The organism is Arthrobacter sp. Y3221087 (assembly GCF_059089905.1).
The window spans coordinates 1,288,895-1,313,045 of the sequence record NZ_JBNHFE010000001.1 but is presented as its reverse complement, the minus strand read 5'-3'; the positions used below and the strand labels follow the sequence as shown (position 1 = coordinate 1,313,045).

24 protein-coding genes and 3 pseudogenes are annotated in these 24,151 nt (G+C 60.4%); 6 read left to right on the top strand and 21 right to left on the bottom strand.

All coding sequences use genetic code 11. The features are described 5' to 3' along the window. Positions 1-61 precede the first annotated feature (61 nt). Positions 62-184, bottom strand: a complete 123-nt coding sequence (locus tag AC5RUO_RS06220) for a hypothetical protein (RefSeq protein WP_494103076.1) — start codon at positions 182-184, stop codon at positions 62-64. 71 nt (positions 185-255) lie between these two features. Between AC5RUO_RS06220 and AC5RUO_RS06215 the strand changes: the two genes are divergently transcribed. Next, positions 256-1,524, top strand: coding sequence for a hypothetical protein (locus tag AC5RUO_RS06215; RefSeq protein WP_494103075.1), 1,269 nt, complete (start codon positions 256-258; stop codon positions 1,522-1,524). Positions 1,525-1,759: 235 nt separating this feature from the next. On the opposite strand, the pseudogene AC5RUO_RS06210 reads toward AC5RUO_RS06215, so the two are convergent. Together AC5RUO_RS06210 and AC5RUO_RS06205 are read right to left on the bottom strand one after the other, a co-directional pair. Then, positions 1,760-2,997 (bottom strand): annotated as a pseudogene (locus AC5RUO_RS06210) (IS110 family RNA-guided transposase). Between the two features lie 636 nt (positions 2,998-3,633). Then, positions 3,634-4,665: a hypothetical protein gene (locus AC5RUO_RS06205; protein ID WP_494103074.1), complete on the bottom strand. Its 1,032-nt coding sequence runs from the start codon at positions 4,663-4,665 to the stop codon at positions 3,634-3,636. A gap of 407 nt (positions 4,666-5,072) precedes the next feature. Between AC5RUO_RS06205 and AC5RUO_RS06200 the strand changes: the two genes are divergently transcribed. From AC5RUO_RS06200 to AC5RUO_RS06190, 3 genes and pseudogenes are all read left to right on the top strand, one after another. Further along, positions 5,073-5,699 carry a hypothetical protein gene (locus tag AC5RUO_RS06200; RefSeq protein WP_494103073.1) on the top strand — a complete coding sequence of 209 codons (627 nt, stop codon included), beginning with the start codon at positions 5,073-5,075 and terminating at the stop codon, positions 5,697-5,699. 207 nt (positions 5,700-5,906) lie between these two features. Continuing rightward, entirely contained in the window at positions 5,907-6,275 is a 369-nt protein-coding gene (locus AC5RUO_RS06195; RefSeq protein ID WP_494103072.1) for a hypothetical protein, read from the top strand. A 114-nt stretch (positions 6,276-6,389) separates the two neighbouring features. Then, a pseudogene (locus tag AC5RUO_RS06190) lies at positions 6,390-7,591 on the top strand (IS30 family transposase). A gap of 71 nt (positions 7,592-7,662) precedes the next feature. Here the strand turns inward: AC5RUO_RS06190 and AC5RUO_RS06185 are convergent. Continuing rightward, the gene (locus AC5RUO_RS06185) at positions 7,663-7,815 is read right to left on the bottom strand and encodes a hypothetical protein (protein WP_494103071.1); all 153 of its coding nucleotides are present in this window, start codon (positions 7,813-7,815) and stop codon (positions 7,663-7,665) included. A gap of 386 nt (positions 7,816-8,201) precedes the next feature. On the opposite strand from AC5RUO_RS06185, the gene AC5RUO_RS06180 reads away from it, so the two are divergent. Next, a complete protein-coding gene (locus tag AC5RUO_RS06180) occupies positions 8,202-8,780 on the top strand; it encodes a hypothetical protein (RefSeq protein ID WP_494103070.1) in 579 nt (192 codons plus the stop codon). An 870-nt stretch (positions 8,781-9,650) separates the two neighbouring features. Here the strand turns inward: AC5RUO_RS06180 and AC5RUO_RS06175 are convergent. The 9 genes and pseudogenes from AC5RUO_RS06175 to AC5RUO_RS06135 form a co-directional block, all read right to left on the bottom strand. Beyond that, positions 9,651-9,902 carry a hypothetical protein gene (locus AC5RUO_RS06175; protein WP_494103069.1) on the bottom strand — a complete coding sequence of 84 codons (252 nt, stop codon included), beginning with the start codon at positions 9,900-9,902 and terminating at the stop codon, positions 9,651-9,653. Between the two features lie 483 nt (positions 9,903-10,385). After that, positions 10,386-11,741, bottom strand: a complete 1,356-nt coding sequence (locus AC5RUO_RS06170; RefSeq protein WP_494103068.1) for a DNA primase family protein — start codon at positions 11,739-11,741, stop codon at positions 10,386-10,388. Between the two features lie 38 nt (positions 11,742-11,779). Then, positions 11,780-12,184 (bottom strand): hypothetical protein, encoded by a 405-nt coding sequence (locus tag AC5RUO_RS06165; RefSeq protein WP_494103067.1) that lies wholly within the window; start codon positions 12,182-12,184, stop codon positions 11,780-11,782. Next, complete coding sequence (locus tag AC5RUO_RS06160; protein ID WP_494103066.1) at positions 12,181-12,357, bottom strand: hypothetical protein; 177 nt, start codon at positions 12,355-12,357, stop codon at positions 12,181-12,183. Before AC5RUO_RS06160 ends, AC5RUO_RS06165 begins: the two co-directional genes overlap by 4 nt. Positions 12,358-12,549: 192 nt before the next feature. Then, entirely contained in the window at positions 12,550-12,981 is a 432-nt protein-coding gene (locus AC5RUO_RS06155; RefSeq protein ID WP_494103065.1) for a hypothetical protein, read from the bottom strand. Further along, positions 12,978-14,408: a recombinase family protein gene (locus tag AC5RUO_RS06150; protein ID WP_494103064.1), complete on the bottom strand. Its 1,431-nt coding sequence runs from the start codon at positions 14,406-14,408 to the stop codon at positions 12,978-12,980. The genes AC5RUO_RS06155 and AC5RUO_RS06150 overlap by 4 nt, the downstream gene beginning before the upstream one ends. A 15-nt stretch (positions 14,409-14,423) precedes the next feature. After that, positions 14,424-15,302, bottom strand: coding sequence for a type II secretion system F family protein (locus tag AC5RUO_RS06145; RefSeq protein WP_494103063.1), 879 nt, complete (start codon positions 15,300-15,302; stop codon positions 14,424-14,426). Continuing rightward, positions 15,299-16,156, bottom strand: coding sequence for a type II secretion system F family protein (locus tag AC5RUO_RS06140; RefSeq protein ID WP_494103062.1), 858 nt, complete (start codon positions 16,154-16,156; stop codon positions 15,299-15,301). Before AC5RUO_RS06140 ends, AC5RUO_RS06145 begins: the two co-directional genes overlap by 4 nt. After that, positions 16,153-16,404: pseudogene (locus AC5RUO_RS06135) on the bottom strand (CpaF family protein); the annotation flags it as partial. The pseudogene AC5RUO_RS06135 and the gene AC5RUO_RS06140, both read right to left, overlap by 4 nt. Positions 16,405-16,454: 50 nt before the next feature. Here AC5RUO_RS06135 and AC5RUO_RS06130 point away from each other — a divergent pair. Next, positions 16,455-17,000, top strand: coding sequence for a hypothetical protein (locus AC5RUO_RS06130; protein WP_494103061.1), 546 nt, complete (start codon positions 16,455-16,457; stop codon positions 16,998-17,000). A gap of 83 nt (positions 17,001-17,083) precedes the next feature. On the opposite strand, the gene AC5RUO_RS06125 is transcribed toward AC5RUO_RS06130, so the two are convergent. The 8 genes from AC5RUO_RS06125 to AC5RUO_RS06090 form a co-directional block, all read right to left on the bottom strand. Then, positions 17,084-17,392, bottom strand: coding sequence for a hypothetical protein (locus tag AC5RUO_RS06125; RefSeq protein ID WP_494103060.1), 309 nt, complete (start codon positions 17,390-17,392; stop codon positions 17,084-17,086). 576 nt (positions 17,393-17,968) lie between these two features. Next, positions 17,969-18,295: a hypothetical protein gene (locus AC5RUO_RS06120; protein WP_494103059.1), complete on the bottom strand. Its 327-nt coding sequence runs from the start codon at positions 18,293-18,295 to the stop codon at positions 17,969-17,971. Further along, on the bottom strand, positions 18,295-19,593 hold the full coding sequence (locus AC5RUO_RS06115; RefSeq protein WP_494103058.1) for a phage major capsid protein: 1,299 nt from the start codon (positions 19,591-19,593) through the stop codon (positions 18,295-18,297). Before AC5RUO_RS06115 ends, AC5RUO_RS06120 begins: the two co-directional genes overlap by 1 nt. Before the next feature lie 438 nt (positions 19,594-20,031). Continuing rightward, entirely contained in the window at positions 20,032-20,265 is a 234-nt protein-coding gene (locus AC5RUO_RS06110; protein ID WP_494103057.1) for a hypothetical protein, read from the bottom strand. Continuing rightward, positions 20,262-20,399, bottom strand: coding sequence for a hypothetical protein (locus AC5RUO_RS06105; RefSeq protein WP_494103056.1), 138 nt, complete (start codon positions 20,397-20,399; stop codon positions 20,262-20,264). The genes AC5RUO_RS06110 and AC5RUO_RS06105 overlap by 4 nt, the downstream gene beginning before the upstream one ends. Then, positions 20,399-20,677, bottom strand: coding sequence for a hypothetical protein (locus tag AC5RUO_RS06100; protein WP_494103055.1), 279 nt, complete (start codon positions 20,675-20,677; stop codon positions 20,399-20,401). The genes AC5RUO_RS06105 and AC5RUO_RS06100 overlap by 1 nt, the downstream gene beginning before the upstream one ends. Next, the gene (locus AC5RUO_RS06095; protein ID WP_494103054.1) at positions 20,674-22,944 is read right to left on the bottom strand and encodes a peptidoglycan DD-metalloendopeptidase family protein; all 2,271 of its coding nucleotides are present in this window, start codon (positions 22,942-22,944) and stop codon (positions 20,674-20,676) included. Before AC5RUO_RS06095 ends, AC5RUO_RS06100 begins: the two co-directional genes overlap by 4 nt. Beyond that, positions 22,945-23,592, bottom strand: a complete 648-nt coding sequence (locus AC5RUO_RS06090; protein ID WP_494103053.1) for a helix-turn-helix domain-containing protein — start codon at positions 23,590-23,592, stop codon at positions 22,945-22,947. It abuts the gene before it with no gap. Between the last annotated feature and the right edge of the window lie 559 nt (positions 23,593-24,151).

Sequence of the window (24,151 nt, the reverse complement as noted above, 5' to 3'; positions counted from 1 at the left end):
TCTGTCTGCCGTTACGCAGTCAGCGGCCCTGATGGGCTTGCTGGGGAGTTCACCGGGCACGCTACCGGCCGTCCCACTTCCTTGGGGCTGCAACACCGGCCCGGTTCTCCTGGCCGCTGAGTGCCGCAAGGACGACTGATGGTTCGACTTCATACGAGAGGTAGACGCGAAGGACAATCCGCATCCTTCCGCCTTGGTGAGGATAGATCAGACGCGGTCGGAATTTGCTGTGCAATCAGGCTCTAACCTTGGAGCATGATGGACGACGACAACCCGGCGATGCTCGATGACTTGATCTACAGGAAGTTTCAGCGCGCGGCCAAGTCCAAGAACTACGAGCGAATGCTTGACGTCCTGACTGAGGCTGCCACATCTCTATCGGCCCGACCGTATACCGGTGAGATGAGCAAGATCGACGTCGGCACGGTGCTCATTATCATGGTTGATTCAATCAAGGTCCTCACAGGAGAGGAGTGCAACATCGCGCGGGACCTCCCATACTTTAGCCCGTACAGTGACGGCGGTCTTCGGGAGGCTATGAAGTGGCAGAAGTGGCTGCATTCCCTTGAGGTGCTTGCCCTGGCAACCGGGGAGGACCTTGGGGAGCTTCCCCACGTCATGCGGGAGGAGTATCTCGGTATTGAGGGCTTTGTGCGCTCGGATCCGACGGCCAGACTCATTCGGCTGTGGCGCGCGTCCCGGCCGTTCGTATTCCGGTGGCAAAGGCTGAGCCGGCTGTCCAGAGACACCAAAGATCCCAACGACCTGGATAGCTACGACCAGCATGCTGCCGCGCTACTGGGCATAATGGAGTACCTCTTTGGACGCTCCGGGAACTGGCCCCCAGCAGCACGTGACCTACATGCAGAGCAAATGCAGCTGCTCAAAGACAACCTCCGGTTGAGTCCCTCTGCGCTCATGGACGAGTGGCAGGAGCAGATGGACAAGTGGCGCCAGGAAGACGACGCGGAGGAAGACTATAGCGATGATGATGGATCCGTCGGGCAAAGTGTGGAACAACTTCTCAACGGTCTCAGCCGATACTTCCCCGACGTCGATGATCGGGCCAGTTCCCCTGCATTCTGTCTTATGCGTTGCGTGCTCTTCCGATCAGGTGACCTGGTCAATGGCTTTGCTGCCATCCATGACGAGCGCTTTCTTACATTCACTGATGAAGACTGTTTGGTGGCGGACATCCGCCGAGGACAACCGCGGGTAGGGTTGCTCAAAGACATCAGTGAATGTTCGGTTCAAAATCCATCAGGCTTCCGAATCCCGTCCACTACTAACGTGAGAGTCGACCCATCTCCCTCGCCGAGCAACGATGCCGTTAGCATTATTCTTACTTTCGGCGAGGGCGATGAAGCTGGAGATGAAGCTCTGGTGGCTTCATCCGGCATTGGGCACGGCCACGATCAGCAGCAGATAGCTGAAAACACGATAGGGAAATTCATTAGTCACATAGACGGCGCCATGGGCAATAACAAGGGCGCCACAGGTTTGGGGCAGCCTTCGCCCCGATAGTGGCAGTCTCGCTCGCCCCGCCGTACCGGCAAGACCGAGGGAACTATACCCGCTGAGCCACCGGCGAAGGCGCCCGTTAGCCGCTCCTCCACACGCACTTTGCGCACTGATTCAGGAAGCCTCGTCGGCACGGGGCCAATAATTCCCGTAAAGCCGCCCGCAAAACTGCCCGATGAAGGTGCCCTAAACGCTGCACGGCCCCGTTCCACTTCCTAGTACGTAAATTAACAGGAGATTATGCACCAGCTGGCGTGAGACTGACCTCGTAGCCGAGGGTTTTGAGCTGGCGGACGGCTCGGCTCCTCGCCTGTTCAGGATCGCGCTTGAGGTAGTAGTCGGCGCCAGGGTCGGTGCAGACCTCGCCGTTGGTCAGCATGTTCCATACTGCGGTCAGAATGACGCGTTCAATCGCGACTAGGGCCTTCTTTGGACCCCGGCGCGCAGCAATGCGCCGGTATTTCTGGGAGAGGAACGTGTCCTTGAGCCGGGCTGCCGTCAGCGCAGTGGTGCCCAGTGCCGCCTTCAGATAGATGTTGCCCGGTCGGGTTCTGGTGGATTTGATGTGTCCAGCGGACTCGTTTGAGCCCGGGCAGACGCCGGCCCATGAGGCCAGGTGCGCCGAGGTAGGGAAGATGTTCATGTCCGCGCCAGTCTCGGCGATCATGACGTCGGCAACCAGAATGGAGACCCCAGGGATTGTGAATTAGTGCCTGTCGGGCTGCACGAAAGGGCTCAATGGCCATCTGGATGCGCTCGGTGTAGGCAGCGATGGCGCTGGTGTGGTGATCGATTTGGTCCAGGTGCACTCGGATCATGAACGCTTGGTGTTCCCCGAACCTGCCGGTGAGCGCTTCGACCAGCTCTGGGATCTTTGACCGCATGCTTTTCTGCGCGTATTCCGCCAGCACTTCTGGGTCCCGTTCTCCGCCAACGAGTGCCTCGAGCATCGCCCGGGAAGAGACACCGGTTAGGTTGCTCACAACGCTGGAGAGCTTGATGCCGCTGCCCTCCAGAAACTTCTCCAGGCGGTGGATCTCCCGCGTTCTGTCCTGCACGGCAATGGCCCGGGCCCGGGTCAGATCCCGCAGCTCCCGGATCGGTTCTGGCGGAACGAAGGAAGCTCTCAACAAACCATGGGCGGCGAGCTGGGCCAGCCACGACGCGTCGGAAACATCGGTCTTGCGTCCCGGGATGTTCCTGGCAGCCTTGGCATTGACCAGCATCACCGGCAGGGAAGATTCCAGCAGATAGTAGAACGGCTTCCAATAGTCACTGGTCGCTTCCATCACCACCGTTGTGACCTGCTGCTCCTCGAGGAAGACCGTAATTGGAGGATCTGATTCGTCGTTGAGCCCCAGGTGGTGTGACCGTCGAGGTGAACCGGCCCCGTTGGCCTCCCGGGACCCGCACGCACACCTTCGCGTCGTGCTTGGAAATATCCATGCTGACGGCGCGCTCGTGCACAATATCCATTGCTCTGCTTTCCCTACATGCAGCGGAATGCCTACCGCGGGAAGGACAGGGAAAAATTCAGGAATCTAGCACTCGTGCTCGAAGCAACAATCCACGGTTCCCGTGGGAGTCCTTCACACCACGCTTAGAAGCGAGCTCAACCTCGGCACCAAGGAAATCCGGCGTCATCCGCGATAGACACGGCCATCATGCACCCGACGCCCGCAGGAAACCAGGGCCGGGAAGCCAACCAGGCCCCATTTTCATACCCCACGGCCCGGCAGCGCCGCTAGGCCGCTTAGAACTGGGACAGTCCTAGTAGGACACTCCCCCACACATCGGGATATACCTCTTTGTCCCGTATGTTCTTCCAAAACCCCCGCCTCTGGTCTGTCACAGCGACAAATTGCGGTACGGTTTGTGCACAGAAATTGGATAGGCCGTGTATCACACGGTGAAGCAAGACCTCGCCCGGCAGTTGGACGCCTTGGCGGCCCCGGCATCGAGACCGTTCTCTCGGAGGAGAAGTCCGGTGGCACCACGGATCGCGTCCGGCCTCAGGGGGTGTTACCTTCAACTGCTTGATGTCCCCTGCCGTGCGCGCATCCCAAATGGTTAGATTGCAAACCGCAAGCCCGGAATTGTCATCATTTTTCCTCACTCTTCTTCGAACGTGCCGCCGGGCTCATGTGGCTGGCGTATGCGCTGCCACATCTCGGCAATCTCCGGCGAAAGGCGATAGTACTGCTGGGGCGTTTCGCCGACGGCGTAGTTCATCTCATAGGGGGCGTTGCTGCGATTGAATCGACGGCGCAGTGTAATGGAGAAACCTCCATAGTCCCCGCGGTGAGCGTTTTTCTCCCGGCCGGTGCGTTCCATGACCTGATCACCACCTATCCATTCTCCCGGTGTTGCGGCGCACAGATCCATGGTGGCGAGGATGGTTGGACTTGCTGTTCCGCGTGTGAGTCGTTTGAGATCGTCCAGGGTCCAGGTTTCCTCGGGCACAGTGACCGTTGTCTTCGTGCTTCGTTCCGCGCGAGAAGGTGCCACGACGAAATCCTCAGCCTCAGGGGGTGGCCACACTTGGGACACCGTCACCAGGTGGTTGTCTCCGAGTCGGTAGGCCCCTACTTGGATCAGGGTGAAATCAATCCCTTGTTCGCCGAGCCAGACCACCGATGATGTCAGCGTGGTTGGGAAACTTCCAGCGATGAGAACGATTCGTGGTGATCGGAGGGTTTCCGAGGAGAGACGGGGTGCGTGCGTTCGAAGGACGGCTAATGCTTCCTCTGCTGTGGTGGGTGCGTCGTCTTCCCGCGCATGAAAGTTAAGGTAAGCGTCGGCCAACTGCTCTACCTCAAACCGTGATGCCATAGCGGCATATTTGATCGATTGCAGAGTGACGAAGTCCGGGGCTTGATCACGCTTCAACTCGGTGACGACCAGTCGCCCGTCCGCGTCGAGGCCCAGCACGTCGAGTCGGTCGGCTTCGCGCCCCTCCCGGGACATCCACCGGCCGAACTCACTGGTGATAACTAGAACATCAGTGCCCAGCATCTCCGGATGCGCCAGTACCCACTCTTGCAAATGCTCGCGTTCGCGAAGACCGGCCTCGACCAATGTGATCGGCACTGCAGGAGTCGCTGTGCTGCCCGCCACGCCGAACACTAATTCGTCCCTGTTCATTTGTTCCCCTTTTCCTGACTCACCGGGCAGCCTCATGCCTATTTTGATGCCGGCGTCCCAACAGCCCCCGTTTGGAACTCTAGCCTCACGGTGCATGACTATTCTGGCGTCGGCAGCGTGAAAACTTTCGATAACTGGCTTGCGAACCGTGGACTTGCGCAAGCAACGACCTACTGGGAGATGAGGCCGGACGGCACTGAGACCCGAAAGCAGACCACCTTGCCCACATCCGTGGATCTGTCCGACGACGACCTTGGGGACAGCATCGAGCTTCTTCTTGGGATTGTGAAAGGACTTTCAAGCCTACTTCCCGGCCTCACTTAGCTCGGCACCATGCGGGTTAATACTCTTCTCCACCACCGCGACCCGGCCCATAATAGGAGACACGCGCTGACAAAGGTGCCGCCATGGCAGCTAAACAGAAACAGGACGAATCCCGGGCGTGGTGGCATGAACACCGCGCTATTTGGATACCTGCCGCCATCGCCGCGGCAGCTACATTGGGCGCTGCCCTCTTCAGTATCGTCCCCGACCTCGCTCAGTCCTGGGGATCCAGGGATGAGAGCAGGAGGGACCAGATTGCCACCTGCATGGACCGGTTCGGGATGAAATCGAACCCGGAATCCACAAAGGTCGAGAATCCTGATTCGGTTGCCGGGGACCGCTTTGTCCCAATCTGGCGCCAGACGTTCGAATCCTGCCAGTGGCCTGCAGGTCCACATACTGACGAGTTCGGCCACACTGAGATCGTCTCCGAGATGTACGACATTGATAGCCCGGAGTCGCACCCGTACATCAACAAGGCCGACCGCATCAACGCAAGCTGCCCGAAGGTCGAGCTGAGTTACACGACTGGTTTCGTCGAGGATGAATTCGTGATTACTGCCGAACGGGGTACGCAGGTCCTTCTTGAGACGGAAGGCGACAACATCTTCCCGGGCAATACGAAATTCTTCAACGGTCCGGCAAGTGAAATCGTCGCCCTCCACGGCGGGCGCACCTGGCTCGATTCGGCACGGTGTCTGGAGAAATGAGCGCTTCTATTAGGAAGCCGCGCCATATAGCGGCGACAGAACGCCGTCAAATACCGCTGCTTTTGGAGGGGAAGTTCACAAGTCCATGAGTATGGCCGGAGCTCAGGTTGGGGGAAATGCTCTCAATTCGCTATCGAAGTCGCCCCCAGGGTCGAGAAGGAGAGCCGCACGGATGCTTCGCTGATCCATCGACGCCATATCCTGGTCATGAAGCGCTTGGCGAGCAGGGTTGCTATTTTGACGTTGTTTCAACGCCTTCCATGCTGGCGGGTCTTCCCGCAGGCTGCGTCGCACTACGTCCTCGCGGAGTTTGCGCGCAGCCTCTTTTTCGCCAATCTCTCTGAAGTACGCGAAGGCATAATCCAGGTGCGCGTCCACGCCTTCCCAATGCGCGGGGTCAACGCCAGGGGTATCGCTCATTTGAAAGACAAACAGCACGGCAAAGAGAAGCAGCTCGTCCTCTGTCGCTGTAGGGGCGGTTTCTCACCAACGTCGCAACACCTACTGAAAGTGGCGTTGATTCATGCGCAATTCGACGCGCCGATCGAGGAAAACGGGGCCTCCGGGCTTGGTTGAGAAGAGACCCTTGTACGTTCAGCTCATGAAAGACGGGCACTCAACCGGGCAGCATGCAAGATTCTTGGGATCAACCCCAACACGGGCCATCGCTGGTTGCATGGACGCAACGGGGTGGAGGGCTTGGTGCAGCAAGGCTTAGATCCAAGGCCCCGCAAGGCGGTTCCTGCGACAGGTGTGTCCAGCCGCTATTTGTCAGAGGACGAACGGATTTTCATCGCCGACCGTTTGCTGGTTCGGGCGAGTCTTCAATCCATCGCTCGTGATCTTGGCCGGTCACCGTCCACAATCAGCAGGGAGTTAGCTCGGAATCGTCCCGACTCACGTCGCTATCATCCGTTCCGCGCCCAGAAAATGGCACAGAAGAGAAGGCCGCGGCCGAGGCTTACCAAGCTTGCCGGTGATGACGAGTTGCGGCAATACGTCGTGGAGTGCTTGTCGAAGCGGTGGAGCCCTCAGCAGGTCTGCCGAGCCCTGAAGGAACGGTTTCCAGGAGAGAAGCACCGGCATTTGGCGCACGAAACGGTCTACCGTGCGCTTTACCATCTGAGCATCCGCCCCGTTCCAGCCGGGTCAGCACGGTTGCTGCGATCGGGTAAGTTCAGCAGGCGCCCGCGGTTTAGGACCAAGGTGAAGCCACGCCAGTACATGGCTGATGCTCTGAAGATTGGTGACCGCCCAGCCCACATCGCTACCAGAGAAGAAGCGGGCCATGGGAAGGCGACCTCATCATGGGAAAAGGGAACAAATCAGCGATAGTGACGCTGGTGGAACGCTCTTCCCGGCTCCTCATCGCCTTTGCGCTCCGCCCAGGCACCAGGTCCGATAGCATGCGTGACCAGCTCATTGAGGCCCTGGGGATTCTGCCGGCCACGCTGCGGAGGACCTTGACCTGGGACCGTGGCTCCGAGATGGCCAAGCACGCCGAAGTCACCGCGGCGCTGGGAACGCTCGTGTACTTCTGTGATCCGGCCAGCCCCTGGCAACGTGCTTCGAACGAGAATGCCAACGGCCTGCTCCGCCAGTACTTTCGTAAGGGTGCAGACCTCAGCACCGTAGAACAGGCTGAAGTCCGCTTCGCCACTGATGAAATCAACGGACGGCCCCGAGCCGTCCTCGACTGGGATAGCGCAACCTCACGGTTTGCTTCCCTCCAAACCGTTGCTGCGCTTCAAACCAGTGCGGTTCCCGATGGCACCGTGAGAACCGCGCCGTTGCCCCCAACCGGGGACAATTCAATAGGGTTATCCACCGCTACGGCGACCAAGGAGCTACCCCACCGGCTCCCAATTCCAGCCGTGGATAACCCGAATTGACCCCAACCGTGGGCAGCGGAAGACAGGCCGGAGCTTCCCGTTGCGGAATCCTCTACCGAGACAGCGACGGTTCAGCTACGGCCCAGCGAATCGGCTTCACTGGCAGCGCGATCTCTTTCGACCTGCTTAGCCGCAATGATGCCGTCTCGTGTCGCCGCCCGGATGACTCCATAAAGGACGTAAAAAAAGACAGCCGCGAAAACGACCGGCAGGACGATATCCATGATTCTTCCCCCAAAGATTTAGCTGTCCAGAAAGGACCTTGCCAGCGTACTTCAGGAGCCAGCTCGTGGGCCTTGGTCAGCTCCCGAGGGGAACCCGGACCGGGACGATCAGGAGAGGGATGGCCACCCGCTGTAGCCACATACAGGGTGCTCAGGCTGTGTCATAGTGATCCGAAGATCAATCACTGCCGAGGGGGATGAGTGAGCGGACAATGGAAGACTTTGCAGATCTTCACGCTTGCTTCCCTGCTCTGGTACGCGGTAGTGCGTCAGTTCGATTCCGGAATGATGATGAGGAACGCGGAGGAAGTTTTCCTGTGCCTCAATGAGCGACCGCCAGGCACAGACGCATTTGATGTCGACATCCAATGAGAGGCAGTGGCAGTTTGATCGAATCAGCAGCGTTTGTGATCAAGGCATTCGAGCATGTCGTGGACTTCGTCGTGGAGCCCTTTCCTCCTCCAGATCCCGCAGCCGCCCTGCAGGCGGCGATGCGTGGTGAGAGGCAGGAAACTCCATTGATGGTTCCACTGATTTACACCGGCGTCGCTGTGGGGCCAGTTGACTTGGTTATCGAGGTCCTCAGCGAGAGACCGGAGATTCACGGCACTGCCTGGGAGGACATTCATGAGTTGTCCCTGACGTTCCCTGAAGGAAAGGCGTACTTCAACGAGCCCACAGGCCGGGACAGGAAGGATGTAGGGACCATTGAGGGCGAGGAGAAGGGCACATACCGCGTCCGGCTTCACGCCACCGGCCGCGACACCGCCTTTGATGATGTCGTGGAGTCGCCAGTTGAGCGTCACCTGGTCCAGTTTTGGAAGGAGCCACCATCGCCGGTGTCTGTCCTGTCATCGCAATCAGAACGCGGCAAGAGCCTGCCACGTTTCATAAAGATGTGGCAGGGACCACCCGGTGCCACGGCCGGCAGTGAACCACAACTGCTAAACAGCCCGCCTGAATAGCGCGGTAGGCCCAGAGGGAGGATAACCCCCAACTCTGATGCCAGGCCAAGTGACGATTTCTTCCGCACACATCCCGTAAGGGGTGTCCCGTATAGACGCTTCGCATCGTCCCGTTAGGGGTCCTCGGACGAGCTGACGAAGCTCACCACGGGGCCCGTCTCAAACTCGTGGTCTCCCTTCCCGTAGGACCTGTCCGGTGAAACGCAGCGCGAAGGACCTTTCTCCAACACACAGTGAATCAGTAGATCGTCCAAGGCAAAGCGGTGCCGGCAGAGGCCAAACAGGGATACTGTTACCTCCAAATCGAGCCTGTTGCGACGATGGTTGGAAACCGCCAGGTGAGGTGGCCTGTGATGCAATGTTGGCCCATCATGAACAGGCCGCCGTAGGAGTAGTCGGAGTCATCAACAGCGTGGTCGAGCAGGCCTCTAGACGCCCCGCCCCCTGACATGAGAACAGCAGCCCAGTCGGATACGAAGGGCCCAATATCTCTGCCAGCGACTACATATGGCTCGTTGTCATTCATGAGTCCGATGATGGCATACAGGCCAGCAGCAAGGCAGTGGTGCCAATCAGCCTAATCATCGGTGTGTTGGTCCATCTCTGCAGCGAGGGTTCAAAAGTTCCCTTGTCTCCGCTCCGTAGCTAGGCCTACCCGCGTTAGCGAAGAAGGGATTCATGTTCTCTGCGGGGAGCTTCACCCGGTAAGCGTCATTAGCCAGCTTCTACCCCCGGCTCGTGATTCTCATGCACGGCACGCTTTTGAATGTTGGTGCCGACACCCATTTTCGAGGCGACCCCATGAGGACAGTGATTTGCCCGGACCCGGCAGGCGACAAAGAGCCGGCCCTTTTAGTTGTCGGCAGCATATCAGTCTGATTGGCCCGGAAAACCTTTTGCGACGGAATTCAGCCACTCGTCACCCTCAAAAAAATCTGCTTTCGCACGCGCTCCTTCTTTTAGGGCTTTCAACCGATCGAGCGCCTCATTCAGAATCCTATTGGCTGGAGCTACCTGGTGCGAACGCCCGGAAGCGACAGCGTCATCCACGAGCCTCGCCGCCGTCAATGCTTGCTCCCGCAACAGCTCCGCCTCAGCGCCCGCAACGCCGATCTCTGCCACAGCCGCCCCCGCCTTCGCCTCCAAAGTCCCCACTACCCGGCCCGGGCCGGTGTTCGCGCTGTCGGCATCCCAGGCATCACGTACGGGCCTCAGAGGCGCTACATGCCCTTCCCCACGCTTCTTTGCCTTGTAGGCCTCCGACCGGGCCCGATGTGCTTCAGTACACCTGGCACAGCCGCAGCCCATGCGATAACCGTTAGCGCCATGAACAAATCCCGATTCACTAATAACCCGCCTCATGGCGCGCCAACCTCAGGACATGCCGGGGAGAAAGAGCGGTACACGGCGCGGTCTACCGGTTGCCTTGTTGTGCAAAAAACGGGGCTGTGTTCGTGGGGTTGACGTCCCCGGTTGCGCTTCTTCAATAAGTCCACCTGGCGTCTCCATTCTCAAAAAAACCGGTTGAGTGACAGTAGTGACGGATTGCTGCAGACTTCCCAAGTGTCTGCTCGTAAGAGAATTTGTAAGGTAGCGTCACTTCCGTCACCTCTCCTCGTTGCCCGGCTGTTCAGTCCTGAGTGCGATACCGGCGCGAGAGGCCCCCGTGTTGGTGCGCCGAGCCTCAAATCCCAGCCGGTCCAGTTCTTTCGCAAACGCCCGTTCGGTCAAGATGTCGACCCCATCGTTCACTGCCCAGCGTGTCCACTCTCCATAAAGTTGCCGGGTCATCACAGAGACGTGAGGTGCAGTGACGCATTCGGACTGGATGAACCGCTTTACGGCGTCCGATTCCGTTTGATAGGAATCTGTCGCCCGCTGCACGCTGCAGGGCTCATGCATGCCGCCGAGGTCCTCGTAGGCAAACCAACCGTCCACGACCCACGTTAGGATCGCATCAGCCGAAAGCTCAAGCCGCTCTGGTAACGTCTGGTCCCGCTGAGCTTCAGGCACCACTACGTCGAACCGGATCACACGTATCCTCCGCCACAGCGCTGGATCGTTGCCCTTGACCTTGGGTAGGTGGTTCGTGACGTACAGAAGCTGGTGGGATGGAGTCCATGTCACCGGTTCCTGGTAGAGCCGGCGCGCTGTGAGCTGGTCACCGCCAGTTAGCCGCTTCATGAGAGCGGCGTCCAGCTGCCTCCCTTCCTCGGTCTCGGAACCAATAACAAGGCGAGCACCCCGTAGCATCATCATTTCCGGGCCGCCCCCTCCGCGCTCCGCTGCCATAAGGAGGTTCGGGTTGATGACGGTTGCGTAGTCACCCAAGGCGTTGGCGATGGCGCCATATGCGGTCCCCTTCCCGTTGCAGCCGCTGCCGGACAGGACGGGGAACAAATGCTCCCTGACCCGCCCGTAGGCACTCTGCCCGATCACCCGCTGCAGGTAGGCACGATCCTGCTCATCGGGCAGTACAGTGCCTAAAAAGCAGTCCCAAGTAGTCCGATCTGCAGCAGGTTCGTAGGCCCCCCGTGCTAAGCGGCTGATGCGGTCAGCCGGGTTGTGCGCGTGCAGTTCACGGGTACGCAGGTCCAGCGTGCCGTTGGCGCAGTTCAGAAGGTAGGGGTCAGCGTCAAGGGCCTCAATAGCGACACGCACCCCAGGGAGTGCCGAGGCCAGGTTAAGGACGCCGGCTACGCCTGCAGACGATTCGCACTTGAGGACGTCGGCGCGGAGTTCTTTGTTGCCTCCAAGAGATTCTGATAACGCATACCGCAGGATATCGAGGACAGCTTTCTTAGCGGCGTCCTTCTCGTCCTCGGCCCAGCGTTTGCCGTCCCAAACGAACCAGCCGAGTCCCTTGACATACATGAAGTGGGACCGGTAGGCAGCGGCGAACCGATACGCCATACGCACTTGCCCGTGGTGCTGTTCTCCCTCCGAGATGAACTTGGTCAAGTCGTCAGTGAGAGTTTGGCCAGGAAACCAGTTGGTCGTCATAGGGCACCGGGCTTCCTCATGGATGACCGGGCAGCGGCCTTAGCTTGAGCCTCGCGAGCAACCAGCACGTCAATCATCTTGATGGCGTTGCGAATAGTCGCTCGTACGTCGTTCTGGTTTTCGACGCGAGAAATGGCGATCCGTGCCGCAAGATCAGCGAGCGCGTCGTCATTCAAACTCTGCCGCAGGACGCCCTCGATGAGGCCACGCTCGTAGCCGTTGCGCCAGACCTGGAAGTCCGTATCGCTGGCTTCGATGCGGCTGATGACATCGCTTTCGGTGAGGAAGACGGCACTTGGAGAACCCGAAGAAGCGGAGGGATAGCTATCTTGCAGGTCCGTCAGAACCTCACGTGATGGCCGCCCAGGTTGCAGGGCTGGGCGGCTTTTCTCTGCCGTCATTGCTTCCCACCGACCACACCAGCGTGGAGCAGACCGGTAATCCGGTCGATCTGTTCGGGCGTGAGGGGCGGCGCTTCGGACACAGCCTTCTCGACGTATGCAGCGAGCTTCGCGGCCCTAAGTGCGCGTCCGGCGTCGAGGACTTCCGGGTCGTTGCTGGTACGTGACCTCAACAATGCCGACCTACGGCACTTGTGGTGTTGGACCTCGTTCATGAGGGCGTCTCCATCTAAGGAAACGGCCCGACTAGAACCGGCGCTGTGCGCGTACCTAAGGGGTGATCCGCTGCCTTAGGTCAGGGGGCGGAAATATTATCAATTTCGCCGTATACGAGCATAGCGCCACTTGCAGAGAGCATCAAAGCCCTATGGCAGCCGAAGGGCACTCTTTTTGGCGATGACCGCCTCGGCGTAAAGGAAAATCAGGCGGGACCCAGACAGTCGGGCGTTCACTGCCCTGCCGGTCTTTTGTTGGCAGGTGCTACAGGAGAAGTCGGTGCGAACCAGGCTAACTATTGGACGGGAGTCGCGGTTCCCCAACCCACCGGGCCTGGCTTCTAAGTCAGTGTCGCTGTGCATTGCCCATCGTTGGGACGTTTGATCGAAGCTTAAGTTCATAAATCCCAGATCGTGTCCCCTTGAGCACTTCAGGGTCACCACCGGCCATTTCAAGGACGTGGGGGTGGGCTCGCTCGGCCAGGTGAAGGTCCCTGCATCTGCATCGCCGAGGCTGAAAAAGGCTTCCGTTTCGGTCAGCCGACGCAGGGCTACTTCGAGCTCTGCTTCATTGCTGCTCATGCTGCAGACCGCCAATCAATCTGGAGCTGCTCTGGGTCAAATGCGCGCCCTTTGCCTGCGGGCAGCACGGTCACAGACAGCAGGGTCCGAATGATCTGCCGCTGAGTGCCCAGCGGCAACGCCGACCACGCTTTGGCGACATCGTCGGCGCCGATAAGTGCGGCGGCCGGATTCAGGCCCTCGGCGCTGCTGATCAGTTTCTCTATTTCGCCGAGTTCTCTGGTCAGCTTTCCGGCCTGCTCACGCACAGCCGAAACAGACATGACGCCTTCCGCCAACAACGCGGCCAAGCCGTCCCTACGGTTCCGCAGATCCTGCGCCTTGACACGCAGTTCTGTCGTCGTGTCCCCGACAGCGAAGATTCGAGCGGCGTCCGGAATCCCGAGCCGGGTCACGACCACGCTCTGAACAAGGGCATTGATCTGCTCCAGGTCCCGCTGCATGCAGTATCCGCCGAAGCACCGATAGACCATGCGTTTCCCCCCGGCTTTGATGGGTGCGGGTGCGGCGAACATTTTCGCTCCACATTTGGCGCAGACCAAGATTCCGGACAGAAGATACTTGGAGTTGAGATCATCAGGGGCAGTCCTGCGGCGTGGGTCCGTCAGGACTTCCTTCAACCGGCGGGACGTTTCCTCGTCGAGGATTGGCTCCCACTGCCCGGCAGCCTCCTGCGGCACCCCGTTATACGTCCGCGTTCCCGCGTAGCGTTCACTCAGGAGAACCCGACGGAGTTGCGTGACACCCCAGGGGCCCCCTTCCTTGAGGACAACCGTCTTGTCCTTCTTGTCACGGCTGACAGCCGTTGTGCGGAGACCGGCCGTGTTCCACTTCCTCACGACGCTTGACAGGGTCGCCCCACCGAGAACCATATCGGCCGCTTCCCTGATGGCCTGTGCTTCCTCCGGCACCGTGAATACTTTGCCGGCCTCAGTGCGGTCATAGCCAAAGGGGCGGCGGGACCAAAAGGCCTCCCCCTTCCCGGCCCGCTGGGCATTAGCAGCCTTCTGCCGGTCGCCTTTGTGCTTCGTCTCCATGGCGGCGATGGCGGTCAGAATCTGAGCAACCGCCACGCCGGTCGCGTCACCGAGGTCAAGGGAGACGCCATGGACGCAGGCGATGTTCACGCGGTGCTTCTGGCCCGCGTCGATGATGCGAGAGAGGTCCTTCATCGACCGCGTCAGGCGGTCAAGGTGCCAGACCACGACGCCGGAAACCATCCCACTATCGATAGCCGCCAGTAGCCGTTCAAAAGCGGGACGGGTCTTCCCGGTAGTAGCGCTAATCGAATTATCCGCGTAAAGAACCGCGCTGTCCCAGCCTTTGGCTTGGGCCATCAGGCGGCAGTCGGCCTCTTGCCGCTGAACCGCCGCCTCACGGCCGGTTTTGTCTTCGGACTGCCTCACGTAGACGGCATAGGTGCCCATAGTTCGAGAATACTACTAGCGCCTGACAATGGGCACCATCATGGCGATTTCCTTCTTGCCGGCGGACTCCATCAGGTCGCGCTTGGCGGTATCGCGCACATCCTGTGCCTGGGCGCGAAGCACATCGGCCAAAGGCGTGCCGCGTTCAACCGCCACAATGATGCCGTCTACGAATCTCACCAGCGGGGCCAGATCGGTTCGTGCTGAGAACTCCTGCAGTGCCAGCACGAGTGGCTTGCCGGCCCTCGTCTCTGCAAGGATCCTGGAAAACTCTTTGGCCAGTTCGCCCTTGGCGCTCCGGGAGACCCGGTCCAGGGCGCCGGTCGCGCTCTCCCCTGCACCCACAGCCAGCGCCATGAGTTCTGCCAGGCTTGGGAATTCAGCCATCATCTTCGCCTCCCGGCGCCGGACCTGGACCCCCAGCCAATAGTCCCGCAGCATGAAGCCGCCGATGGCACTGCCGAGGACGGCCAAGGCCGCGAACAGCGCGTTGAACCGTCCCGCGGCTGCACCGACCAACGTCAAACCCAGGGCCGCCGCAAACCCCGCTGCCGCCCAAAGGAGTTGTTCTGCCCTGAAATCGATGGTCGGCTTGCCGATTCCGGCCTGCGCAAGCCGGCGGACGGTGGCCCCCGGTGAGGGATTCAACTTTCCGAGCGCGGTCAGCAGGTCGCGTATGACGGGACGCAGAATCCTTTCGAGCGGGCCGAACGGGGTAGCTGTCTGCTCTCCGGTATGCAGCAGCCGCGACTCCAGGTTCTGGGACTTGAGCTGGGGCTCAATCCGCTCCGCAAACCTCGTTGCCCGCATATACGGCGACCTAAAGATGACGAGCCACAGGCCAATGCCCAGAAGTGCTCCACAGACGATGGCGGCTGGCGAGGCAACAGTCACCGGAGCACCCGCTCTTCCTCTGGCAGGGCCCCTATTTTCAGCATGATGGAGTAGCAGATCAGGGAAACAACGAGGCCGCCGAGCAGTACCGCGGCGCCCGCCGGCGTGTTGTACGCCTGCACTGCCTCCGGCCGGGTGGCCAGCAGGATCATGACGACCCACGGTGCCGCTACAGCCAGCCGTGCAGCGTTTATGGTCCAGGACTGCCGTGCTTCCAGTTCGCTGCGGGTGCGGGCGCTCTCGCGCAAAAACTCGCTTAGTGTGCCCAGCAGTCTGCCGAGGTCGGAGCCGCCCACTTCCCGCGTCAGGCGTAATGCTTCGACGATGCGGTCCGCCACGGGATCGGCCAGCTTGTGCTTGAGCTTGTTGAGCGAACCGTCGAACTGTCCGCCGGCCCGGTAATCCGCGCCGAAATCGCGGAATACCGGCCGTAGTTCTTCGGGGCCCTTGTCGCCAAGCTGGATCAGTGCCTCGGGCAGCGGCAGTCCTGCCCGAATGGCGGAACGCAGGTGGTCCACGACGTCCGGCCACAGCTGGCGAAGCATGGCCGTCCTCTTTTTGGCACGCCATCGCAGGATGGTGACGGGGAGCCAGCCCGCAAACAGCCCAAAGCAGGCCGCGATGGGCCAGGAGCGGCTGACCGCGAAGAAGACCAGGGCCACGAACAGAGCAAGGCCCAGGCAGGTGCCCAGCAGCCCGCCGACCGATACTTTGTCCACCCCTGCTGCAACCAGGAGATCGGCTACCCGGCTTGGTTTACGGTTTCGGCGTCCCGGCTGCGGGGATTCCCACAGCGACCACCAGATGAGGAACAGCCCTGTTCCTGTCGTTACCCCCAGCAAGGCAGAAATCATCGTGGATCCAGCAGTGCAGCGACGTCGAAGCCTGCGCGCGCGAATTTCTCCGCCGCCGGCATGCTGTTGGCGCGGGGCTGCAGGACCCCGTCCGTCATGGCGAAAACAAGTGATGACTCGATGATGCCGTTTTCCACGCGGCGGCCGAGGGACAAGATTTCGGTAACCTCCCTGCGTCCGTCCGGCCGCCGGCTGCAGTGCACCACAAGGTCGATGCATGAGGCGACTGTGGGCACAACAAAGGCTGAAGGGTTTAGTTTGAAATCACTACTAAACCCCCTCTGCGAAAGGTAGTGCCATGGAAACCACGGCAGCCCAGTACAAAATGATCGATCCAGGCGCGAAGTACCACTTGGACGTTGAGAAAGCGGAAATGTTCATCGCCCGGGCTCGCACCTGGCCGGCGGAGAGCCGGGAGCGGCAGATCGAGCGGAACAGCATGGGGTGGAACATTCTCCGGGCCTACGACGGCGTTAGCGCCAGCTACCTGGAATCGCTCACAGCTGAAGAAAGGTTCGAGGCCCTAACCGGGATTCACCCGCGCCTCGTGTTCGGCACGCCAAAGCCTGCTTGGGCCTTCACCACGGACTACCACGACGTACGGAACCAGAACCAAGAACTGGACTCCTGGTCCTGCACACACACGCGCTCCCTGCTCGACACCCCCAACGCGTCCGTCAAGATTACCCAGTTCGACAACCTGGATATCAGCGGCGAAGTGATCAGCACCGGCCCGCGGATCAACGTATGGGCCGATGACGAGAACATGAGCCCGCATACTGCGCTGCAACTCGCCAGGGCCTGCCGTGCGGCCACGGAACAGCTCGCGTGGATCGGGCGCTGACCGCTACTGCGCTTATATGGAAAAAGGGGAGCCTCACGCCTTAAAGGCGTGAGGCTCCCCTTTTTCGTTTAGGAGCGTCGTGATTACACCAGTGCGAACTCGCGCACCCGGCCAGTTGCTGCGTGGGGTGCTGAAATGTCAGCAGCCTCTAGGGCCGCGTCCATCAAGTTGGAAAGGCGTTCTTCCGTCGCGTACTCATCTTCGCCGTCAGAAGAGTGAGCGATGAGTAGGATCTCAATGCACGAGCCGCCGACTGTCATCACGTCCGCAGACGTAACAGTAGGGTCTGCCGTAAGTACGTCATGCATGCGGTCAATGCGCAGTCCTAGCTCCACGAGGTCTTCCTCGCCCTCGTGGCGCGTAAGCGTTGTCTCTATAGTCAGCGTGTTCATTATTCGTTCACCTCTCCATTTAAGCTCAGGCAGGATTTTCGCCAGATAAATTTAATTCGGTCCTCGGTTATAGGTGCAACATCCACCCAAGTCTGGTGCTTCCCGCAATTGCACCAATACCTAAAGCCCCTGGCTTGCCTGCTTTGGACCAACCATCCCTTTTGTTCGAGGATCTCGCAAAAATCAACGAGTGAAGGAGGCAGAACCTCCCCATCCTCAACAAAGTTTCTGTAAGAGGACAACTCCCCCACCTTCGCCTCCGCCATTGCTCAAGTATGCACGAGAGTGCGCGCGCACTCCACATTTTGTCGCAAACTTCACTACTCCGTGACCCGCCCCCCGTAAAGGGACCGCCTCCCGCGCCCCAGGTTGCGGCGGGGGTCCCCCCCTCTGTTTCCCTGCTCTCAGCGACTGTCCAGTAACAAAAGAAAAAGCGCCCTCCCCCGTGCGCCAGCAGAAGGGGAAGGGCGCTTTGTTGGGCGCTGGCGGCGTGCAATGAGGGAAGAACCTCCACCGCCATCGATTCCGCATTAGCCGGGCCAGAAAGGAAAATATGCCACCCGGCGGCGGTGACGTTTACGCCCCGTCTTTTGGCTTCTCCGACTCCCTGATGGACTTGCGGCCCTTGGGTGCCGGCTTCTCAGCAGGAGGGCTCCAGAGCGCCGCCTGCTGCTTCTCAGCCTGGACCTTCTGCGCCCAGTCCGGCAGAGCTTCCCCGGGCACGAACACAACATCGTTGCCCGTGTCCGGGTGGACCGTGTGCAGGTAGCCGTGACTGATCTTCTCAGCGCCGCCGCCAGTCGTCAGACCCGGAATACCAAGCCCGGCCTCTGAAGCGGCCACAGCAGCCGCCTCCGAAGGCTCAAGCCCTGCATTTTCCAGCTCGTCACTCACCCGGCTCATTACAGGGCTCCCTGGATAGCGCGGTACACGGCGAAGGCCGCAGGGCGGGCCGGCTGCACGTCGCCGCGCCAGTGCGCCACAATGCCGATCTGACCGGTGTCCGCGTACTTCTCGGTTAGCACCTGGATAGTGATGCTCAGGCGCTGCCCGATCAGCAGCTGGTTCCAGTCGCCCACGAAAAGGTCCGTTGCCCGGTTCGTCATCGTGCCCTGCGTATAGCTGGGGATCTGATTGGAGCCCAGCCGGGGCAGGCCCTCCACGTCCGCCGGCAGCCGCAGCGGCTGGCCAGTGGTGTCGTTCGCGCCCGCGTACTGGCGGGCCAGCTTCGCGTTCCAGATCAGCGCTGTGGGTTCCTCATTCGCGTACCGGACCTTGTAGATGGTGTCCAGCACTTCGTTGTAGTACGTGGCCGGGGTCTGTGCCGTGCCGTTGGCGCCTGCGCCCAGCACGTGGGCCGGCAGTACCGCATTCAATGCTGCCAGGACACCACGCGGGTTCGGCGGCGTGGACAGGTTGATGGTGCCCGCGCCGGACGTGATGCCGCCGTACAGGCCCACCAGGTCCAGACGCTGGGCCATCGCCTTGGAAATAGCGTCCTTCACGATGGCGTCAGCGTTGTCGGCGTCCTGGAACCACTCCAGCGAGCCGATAACGAGGCAGGACATGGTCTTGGCCTCCAACGTCACGTTATCGAACGTCGGATCACTGGGAGTGATCGCGGAAGCCTCAGCCCGGAAAGCAGCCGTAGGATCCCCCGTCAGCCGCCCGATCTTCACGGTGCCGGCATCCATGGGGATGATCGGCGCGCCAGCCTGCATGACAGCAGACTTGTTCCGCGCCAGATCGATCAGCTGCGCACTCCACACAGTGGGAATGACCGCCGAACCGCCCGTGGTGGACAGTGCACGGATCATGTTGCCCAGGTTGCCGTACTGGGACTCGGAAGCGTCCTCATTCGGTTCCCGGTGCCCGGATACCAGTGCATGGGACCGGAAGCTCTCGCCCTTGGCGACAGCCGCGCGCTGCCCGGTGGCCTCATAGATCCACTCACCCTCACGAGGTGCAGAATGCGAAGAAAACGCCAAGGACTGCCCAAAGACCGGATGGTTCCGCAGTCTCTCGTTCCAGCTGGCCTCTTTTGCCAGCTCATCAATCTGTGACCGAACGTTCCTCATGTCATCACAGATCTGGTTGTGCCGCTTCTCCTCGTCAGGACTTAGCTCCCGCTTCTCCGCTTCACAGAGATCCGTGATCGCCTGGGCCTCATCTTGAAGGACCTGCTGAATACCACGGAGCACGTCGAAACGGCTTGCCCCGGGGGGAACCGGGAAAGAACGTTGGAAATCGTACCGGCTACCAGCAGGAGGCGCGTCGTTGTAATTAGACATTAGAAATTTCCCCTCTCGGGAACGAAACAGGGGCCCGAACTCGGGCACCAAAGAATGAACTGGGGGTTACTCCCGGTGCCTCGTGCCTCAACGCCGCCCCTTGGGGGCTTCAGCAGGTGGGTTCCTCCCGGCCTGCGGCGGATGCTAGCTCCGTGTCCCAGCTCCCGGGTGGTTTCGCCGGCCCGGATGCCGTAAGTCAATTCTACGGCCCCGGGCCGACAAATCCCATGGTTGTAACTTCGGCTACCGGCTACACAATCCGTAAAATCTACGGGGAGAGAAAAATCGGTAGACGCCGCGGTCATTCACCCCTCCCCCTACCAAAAAACCAGCCCGGTTTGTCACCGGTTATTCCCGTCCTGCTGCGAGCTGCGCGGTTTTGAGTGCGTCCAGTACGTCTTCCCGTTCATCGATCAGGTACAGGATGGTTGCTGCTGCTGCTGTGAGCATTTCGATGGCTTCTGTGTCGTTGGTGGGTTTCAGGGCTTCCATGCCTGCCCTGTCCTTACGGAGCATGGCCCTGGTGAATGCCAGGGTGCGTAGTGCTGTGTCTTGAGCGTGGGCTTTGGTTGGCTGTGTCATGGTTGGTTCCTCCTGCTGTTTGCTCGTGATCCCTTGGTGCCTTTGGCTTCTGCTGCCTTGGCCCGCTTGGCTTGCTTGGCTTGCTCTTTGATCTGGCGCTTGACTGCCTGGGTCTTGTTCTGCTGCTTCCCCATCAGGCGTTGCCTTTCTCTTCTGGTTGTAGGGGTGCTATCGCTGCCATCTGGAGCCAATGGAGGGCTTCCTCTACTCCGCCCGGCCCTGCTGCGACTGCGTTAGCCAGGGTGTGCGCCAGGCTGAGGATCAGATCTGCCGCGTAGGCTGCACTGTCGTGTTCGGTCAGAAGGTCCAGGACTTGGAGCCGGTTGAAGTGTGCACCACCTGTCAGTTGCGCCGTCACCAGCATGATCACTGCGCTGCGGATGGTTTCCGCGTCATAGTCTCCTGCGCTCACGGCATACCCGCCCTTCTCAGCGCCGCGTCTTCGTCGGCGGCCGTGATCGCGTCAGCGGCTGCCTTGTCGGCGATGCGCCGGAAGGTTGCTTTGGTGGCGTCCGCGTTCAGGACCAGCTCGTAACCGTCCAGGTCAAGCACTGGCCTCCGACCCGCGTGCGTGACTACGTTCTGCCATTGCTCATACGGGATCATCGCTTCCCGCTTGCCGCTCATGTTCAGGGCCATGGCTTGTGTATCCAGCCAGCCGCCCTGATCGAACACACCCAGGCGCATGGATCCGCCCGTGCTGCCGAAACCGAGCTGCTTCATGCCCCAGTCGCCCGCGACACCAGCGAGTTTCTTGCCAACACCGAACGCCAGTTCAGCCATAAGGTTGCCCGCCCCGAACGCCCCCCGAAGCGTCCCGGCCAGCCCGTCGATGATTGCCGCTATCGGATTGATGGCCAGCGCCGGCACCTTGCCGGACATGTAGGGTGCCGGATCCACGTGGTTGGGCCAGCCACCTTTCAACAGCATGTAGTGCAGGTGGGAGCCAGTAGACTTGCCAGTCGAACCCATCAGGCCGATGGTCATTGCCCGATTCACAACCTGCCCCGCCTTCACCAGGATCCGGTTCAAGTGGGCGTACCAGGTTTCCCACCCGCCAGCGTGCTTGATATGGATCTCGTTGCCGCCGCCGTGAGGGCTCCAACCTGCCCATGCCACGTTGCCGTCGAACGCCGCCATGATCTTGGTGTTCAACGGGGCACCAATGTCGATGCCGTTGTGGGCGGCCCCGCGGTACGGCTGCGTAACCGTACCGCCGCCGTCCACCGGGTTGACAAAACCGCCGTCAGCGTAGCCCCGCAGAACCCGCGCCAGCCGCCGAAGGTTGGATACGCCCGCCTTTGCGGTTTCTTCCTTGGTGAACACGTACTCGCCGCCGTGGACAACAGCCTTGGGCTCGTACTTGTCCCCGTCGCCCGTGTACCCGCCATCCCACAACCGGGCCATGGTGCCCAGCTGTGGAGCGTCCTTACCGAACAAGCCCCTGGAGAAATCGTTGAAGCCCTTGACGATGCCGTTGTTGATAACGACGTCGATAACCCAGTTGATCGGTTCCTTGGTCTTGTCCTTGATCCCGTTCCAGATCCGGCCAACGTTCGTCACCGTGTCATCAAAGAACCCCTTGATCTGCCCTAGGCTGTTTGAAAAGGCTGGCGCTATGGTCCCGGTAAACCAGTCCACTACGGCACCTATGGCTGTCTTGATCCCGGAAAAGGCGGCATCCACACCGTCCCGAAACCAGCCCACGTTTTCGTAAGCCCAAACCACGGCGGCGGTCAGCCCCGCAAGGGCCGCCACTATCCCGGCAATCAGTAGCGCGTGAGGGGCCATAATTATGCTGGTTATAGCCAGGGCGGTATTCATGATGACCACGGCTGCTGCCAGGCCACCGACTACGCCCGCCAGGATGGTCACCAGCTCTGAATTCTCGCCAACCCACTTAGCCATGCCGGCTGCGGCATCCGCCACAAAGCCCATGGCCGGCAGCAGGACTTCCCCGAGCTTTGCCCCGGCGTCCGCGAACGACGCATTCGCCCTGTCATGCGCCCCTGTCGCGGTATCCGCCTCGTCAGCGTAGTTCCCGGCGTGCTTTGCGCTGTCCTGCATGATCAGGTCCAAAATTGCCTGTTTTTCGGCCGCCTCACCAGCCGCGCCGCCCAAGTCCCTCTGCCCGCGCGCCGCAAGCTCCGCTTCCACCTTGGCAGCCGACAAATTCACGCCATACTGCTCCAGTGAATCGAACTCGCCGCGGAGGGCCGCGCCCATGGCCCCTACGGCGTCCGCCGTCGTACCACCAAACACCGATGCCAGGTCAGCGCCTCGGGTGATCAGCTGGTCATTCTTATCCGCCAGTTCGTCAACGGCAACCCCCGCTTCCGACAGCGCTGAACCGGTGACGGCCGACAGCTGGTTATATTGCTGGCTGGAAAGGCCCACCGCCCCGGCAGACCGGGACGCGAATTCCTCCACCTTGGTGGCAGCGGAACCGAAGACGCTTTCCACAGCTCCGCTGGACTGCTCAGCTTCCGCGGCCATCGCACCAAACTTGCCCGCCACAAGACCCAACCCGCCAAGCACCCCGGCAGCCGGGGCAGCCATCTTCTGGATTCCGCTGGCGGCCCGGGAACCCATCCCCTCAGCCTTGGCCCCTACGTCGTCCAGCATTTGGCCGACGCCCTTGTCGCGGCCGAAAATATCAAAGAATAGCGAAACTGCCATTTAGTCCCACTCCTGCACTCGTTGGGGTTGCAGAGTGGACGCTTTTTGATATTTCACGGCATTGCCGATCCATGTACGCCAGGCCGCTTGCCAATCCTTGAATGCGCCGCCTTTTGCCGCGTGGTAATTGCAAAAGCGCTCAGTTTCTTCCACCAAATCCAGACCAGGGGCTTTTTCTCTCGCCCATGTCATGTTGGATTCAGTGACTTCAAAAGCAGCAGGAATGGTGGTGGAGGCCCGGGAGCGCTTGCGCTCCCCTCCTTTAGGTTCCTTCTCTGGGTTAACTGATGGTTCTGCTCGTGCAAATTGACCGGTGGTGGATGACAAATTGACCGGTGGTGGATCACTCAATGACCGGCGGTCAGGTTGACCAGTAGTCAGATTGACCGGTAGTACGTACCGGTCAGAGGTACGATTACCGTTCTCCCGAAACCGCTTTTCACGCTGGACCAGTTGCATTGATTCCAGGTCTTTTAGAGCCCGGCGCACCGTTGCTACCGATGCGCCTATTTGCTCCGAAATTGTTTCTTGGCCGGGAAAGCAAGAATGCTTTTCGTCCGCGTAATTCGCCAAGACGACCAAAACAAACTTCCGGGCCATCGGCGTTACGTTTTGCTGAAAGGCCCAGTTCAACGCTTCGATGCTCATGCCGGCACCCGCTTCCGGCAAACAGGTCCGAGCTTGGCAGAGACGCTGCGGGAGTTCCAAAGAGGCGCGTTGCACCGGCTACACCGGCAGCAAAGCGTCAGGCCGAAGGCTGCGGCGGACTTGCGGAGAATCGCAAGGGTAATGTCGCTTGGGTTGGCGTGGCCCGACTGTAGCGGGGCTACATCGCCCGTAGAATCAGTACTGAGGTCCCCTAGACCCGTTGTAGCCCCCACAGGCCCCACTGTGGGGGCTTCCTTTGCGCTCATGCCGCACCGCCCCCGGGACGCAGCAGCAGGGTGATGGTATCCAGCTGCTCATCCGTAAGCGGCGGCGCTTCACTGACAACGCGCTGGATGTATTCCGCAAGCGAAACGGCTTTGAGGTGCTGCCGAGCGGCTACAAACTCAGGATCAGAGGCACTACGGGAGCGTGAGAGGCCAGCAACAACACCCCGGGCGCGAGCTACATCTTTTGATGGTCCAGGCAAAGCGATTGCACCTACTTAAGTTCAGCAGAGTGTTTTCGCTTTCCTTGCGGGAGAGCTTGGCCTGGACGAACA

What these genes read in the sequence shown, in the direction of transcription:
- AC5RUO_RS06110 (WP_494103057.1), bottom strand. Translation starts at nt 20,265, where the DNA reads ATGACACAGCCAACCAAAGCCCACGCTCAAGACACAGCACTACGCACC.
- AC5RUO_RS06105 (WP_494103056.1), bottom strand. Translation starts at nt 20,399, where the DNA reads ATGGGGAAGCAGCAGAACAAGACCCAGGCAGTCAAGCGCCAGATCAAA.
- AC5RUO_RS06165 (WP_494103067.1), bottom strand. Translation starts at nt 12,184, where the DNA reads ATGACGGCAGAGAAAAGCCGCCCAGCCCTGCAACCTGGGCGGCCATCA.
- AC5RUO_RS06125 (WP_494103060.1), bottom strand. Translation starts at nt 17,392, where the DNA reads ATGAACACGCTGACTATAGAGACAACGCTTACGCGCCACGAGGGCGAG.
- AC5RUO_RS06140 (WP_494103062.1), bottom strand. Translation starts at nt 16,156, where the DNA reads ATGATTTCTGCCTTGCTGGGGGTAACGACAGGAACAGGGCTGTTCCTC.
- AC5RUO_RS06205 (WP_494103074.1), bottom strand. Translation starts at nt 4,665, where the DNA reads ATGAACAGGGACGAATTAGTGTTCGGCGTGGCGGGCAGCACAGCGACT.
- AC5RUO_RS06185 (WP_494103071.1), bottom strand. Translation starts at nt 7,815, where the DNA reads ATGGATATCGTCCTGCCGGTCGTTTTCGCGGCTGTCTTTTTTTACGTC.
- AC5RUO_RS06155 (WP_494103065.1), bottom strand. Translation starts at nt 12,981, where the DNA reads ATGAGCAGCAATGAAGCAGAGCTCGAAGTAGCCCTGCGTCGGCTGACC.
- AC5RUO_RS06200 (WP_494103073.1), top strand. Translation starts at nt 5,073, where the DNA reads ATGGCAGCTAAACAGAAACAGGACGAATCCCGGGCGTGGTGGCATGAA.
- AC5RUO_RS06120 (WP_494103059.1), bottom strand. Translation starts at nt 18,295, where the DNA reads ATGAGCCGGGTGAGTGACGAGCTGGAAAATGCAGGGCTTGAGCCTTCG.
- AC5RUO_RS06130 (WP_494103061.1), top strand. Translation starts at nt 16,455, where the DNA reads ATGGAAACCACGGCAGCCCAGTACAAAATGATCGATCCAGGCGCGAAG.
- AC5RUO_RS06220 (WP_494103076.1), bottom strand. Translation starts at nt 184, where the DNA reads ATGCGGATTGTCCTTCGCGTCTACCTCTCGTATGAAGTCGAACCATCA.
- AC5RUO_RS06150 (WP_494103064.1), bottom strand. Translation starts at nt 14,408, where the DNA reads ATGGGCACCTATGCCGTCTACGTGAGGCAGTCCGAAGACAAAACCGGC.
- AC5RUO_RS06095 (WP_494103054.1), bottom strand. Translation starts at nt 22,944, where the DNA reads ATGGCAGTTTCGCTATTCTTTGATATTTTCGGCCGCGACAAGGGCGTC.
- AC5RUO_RS06090 (WP_494103053.1), bottom strand. Translation starts at nt 23,592, where the DNA reads ATGAGCATCGAAGCGTTGAACTGGGCCTTTCAGCAAAACGTAACGCCG.
- AC5RUO_RS06195 (WP_494103072.1), top strand. Translation starts at nt 5,907, where the DNA reads ATGAAGCGCTTGGCGAGCAGGGTTGCTATTTTGACGTTGTTTCAACGC.
- AC5RUO_RS06215 (WP_494103075.1), top strand. Translation starts at nt 256, where the DNA reads ATGATGGACGACGACAACCCGGCGATGCTCGATGACTTGATCTACAGG.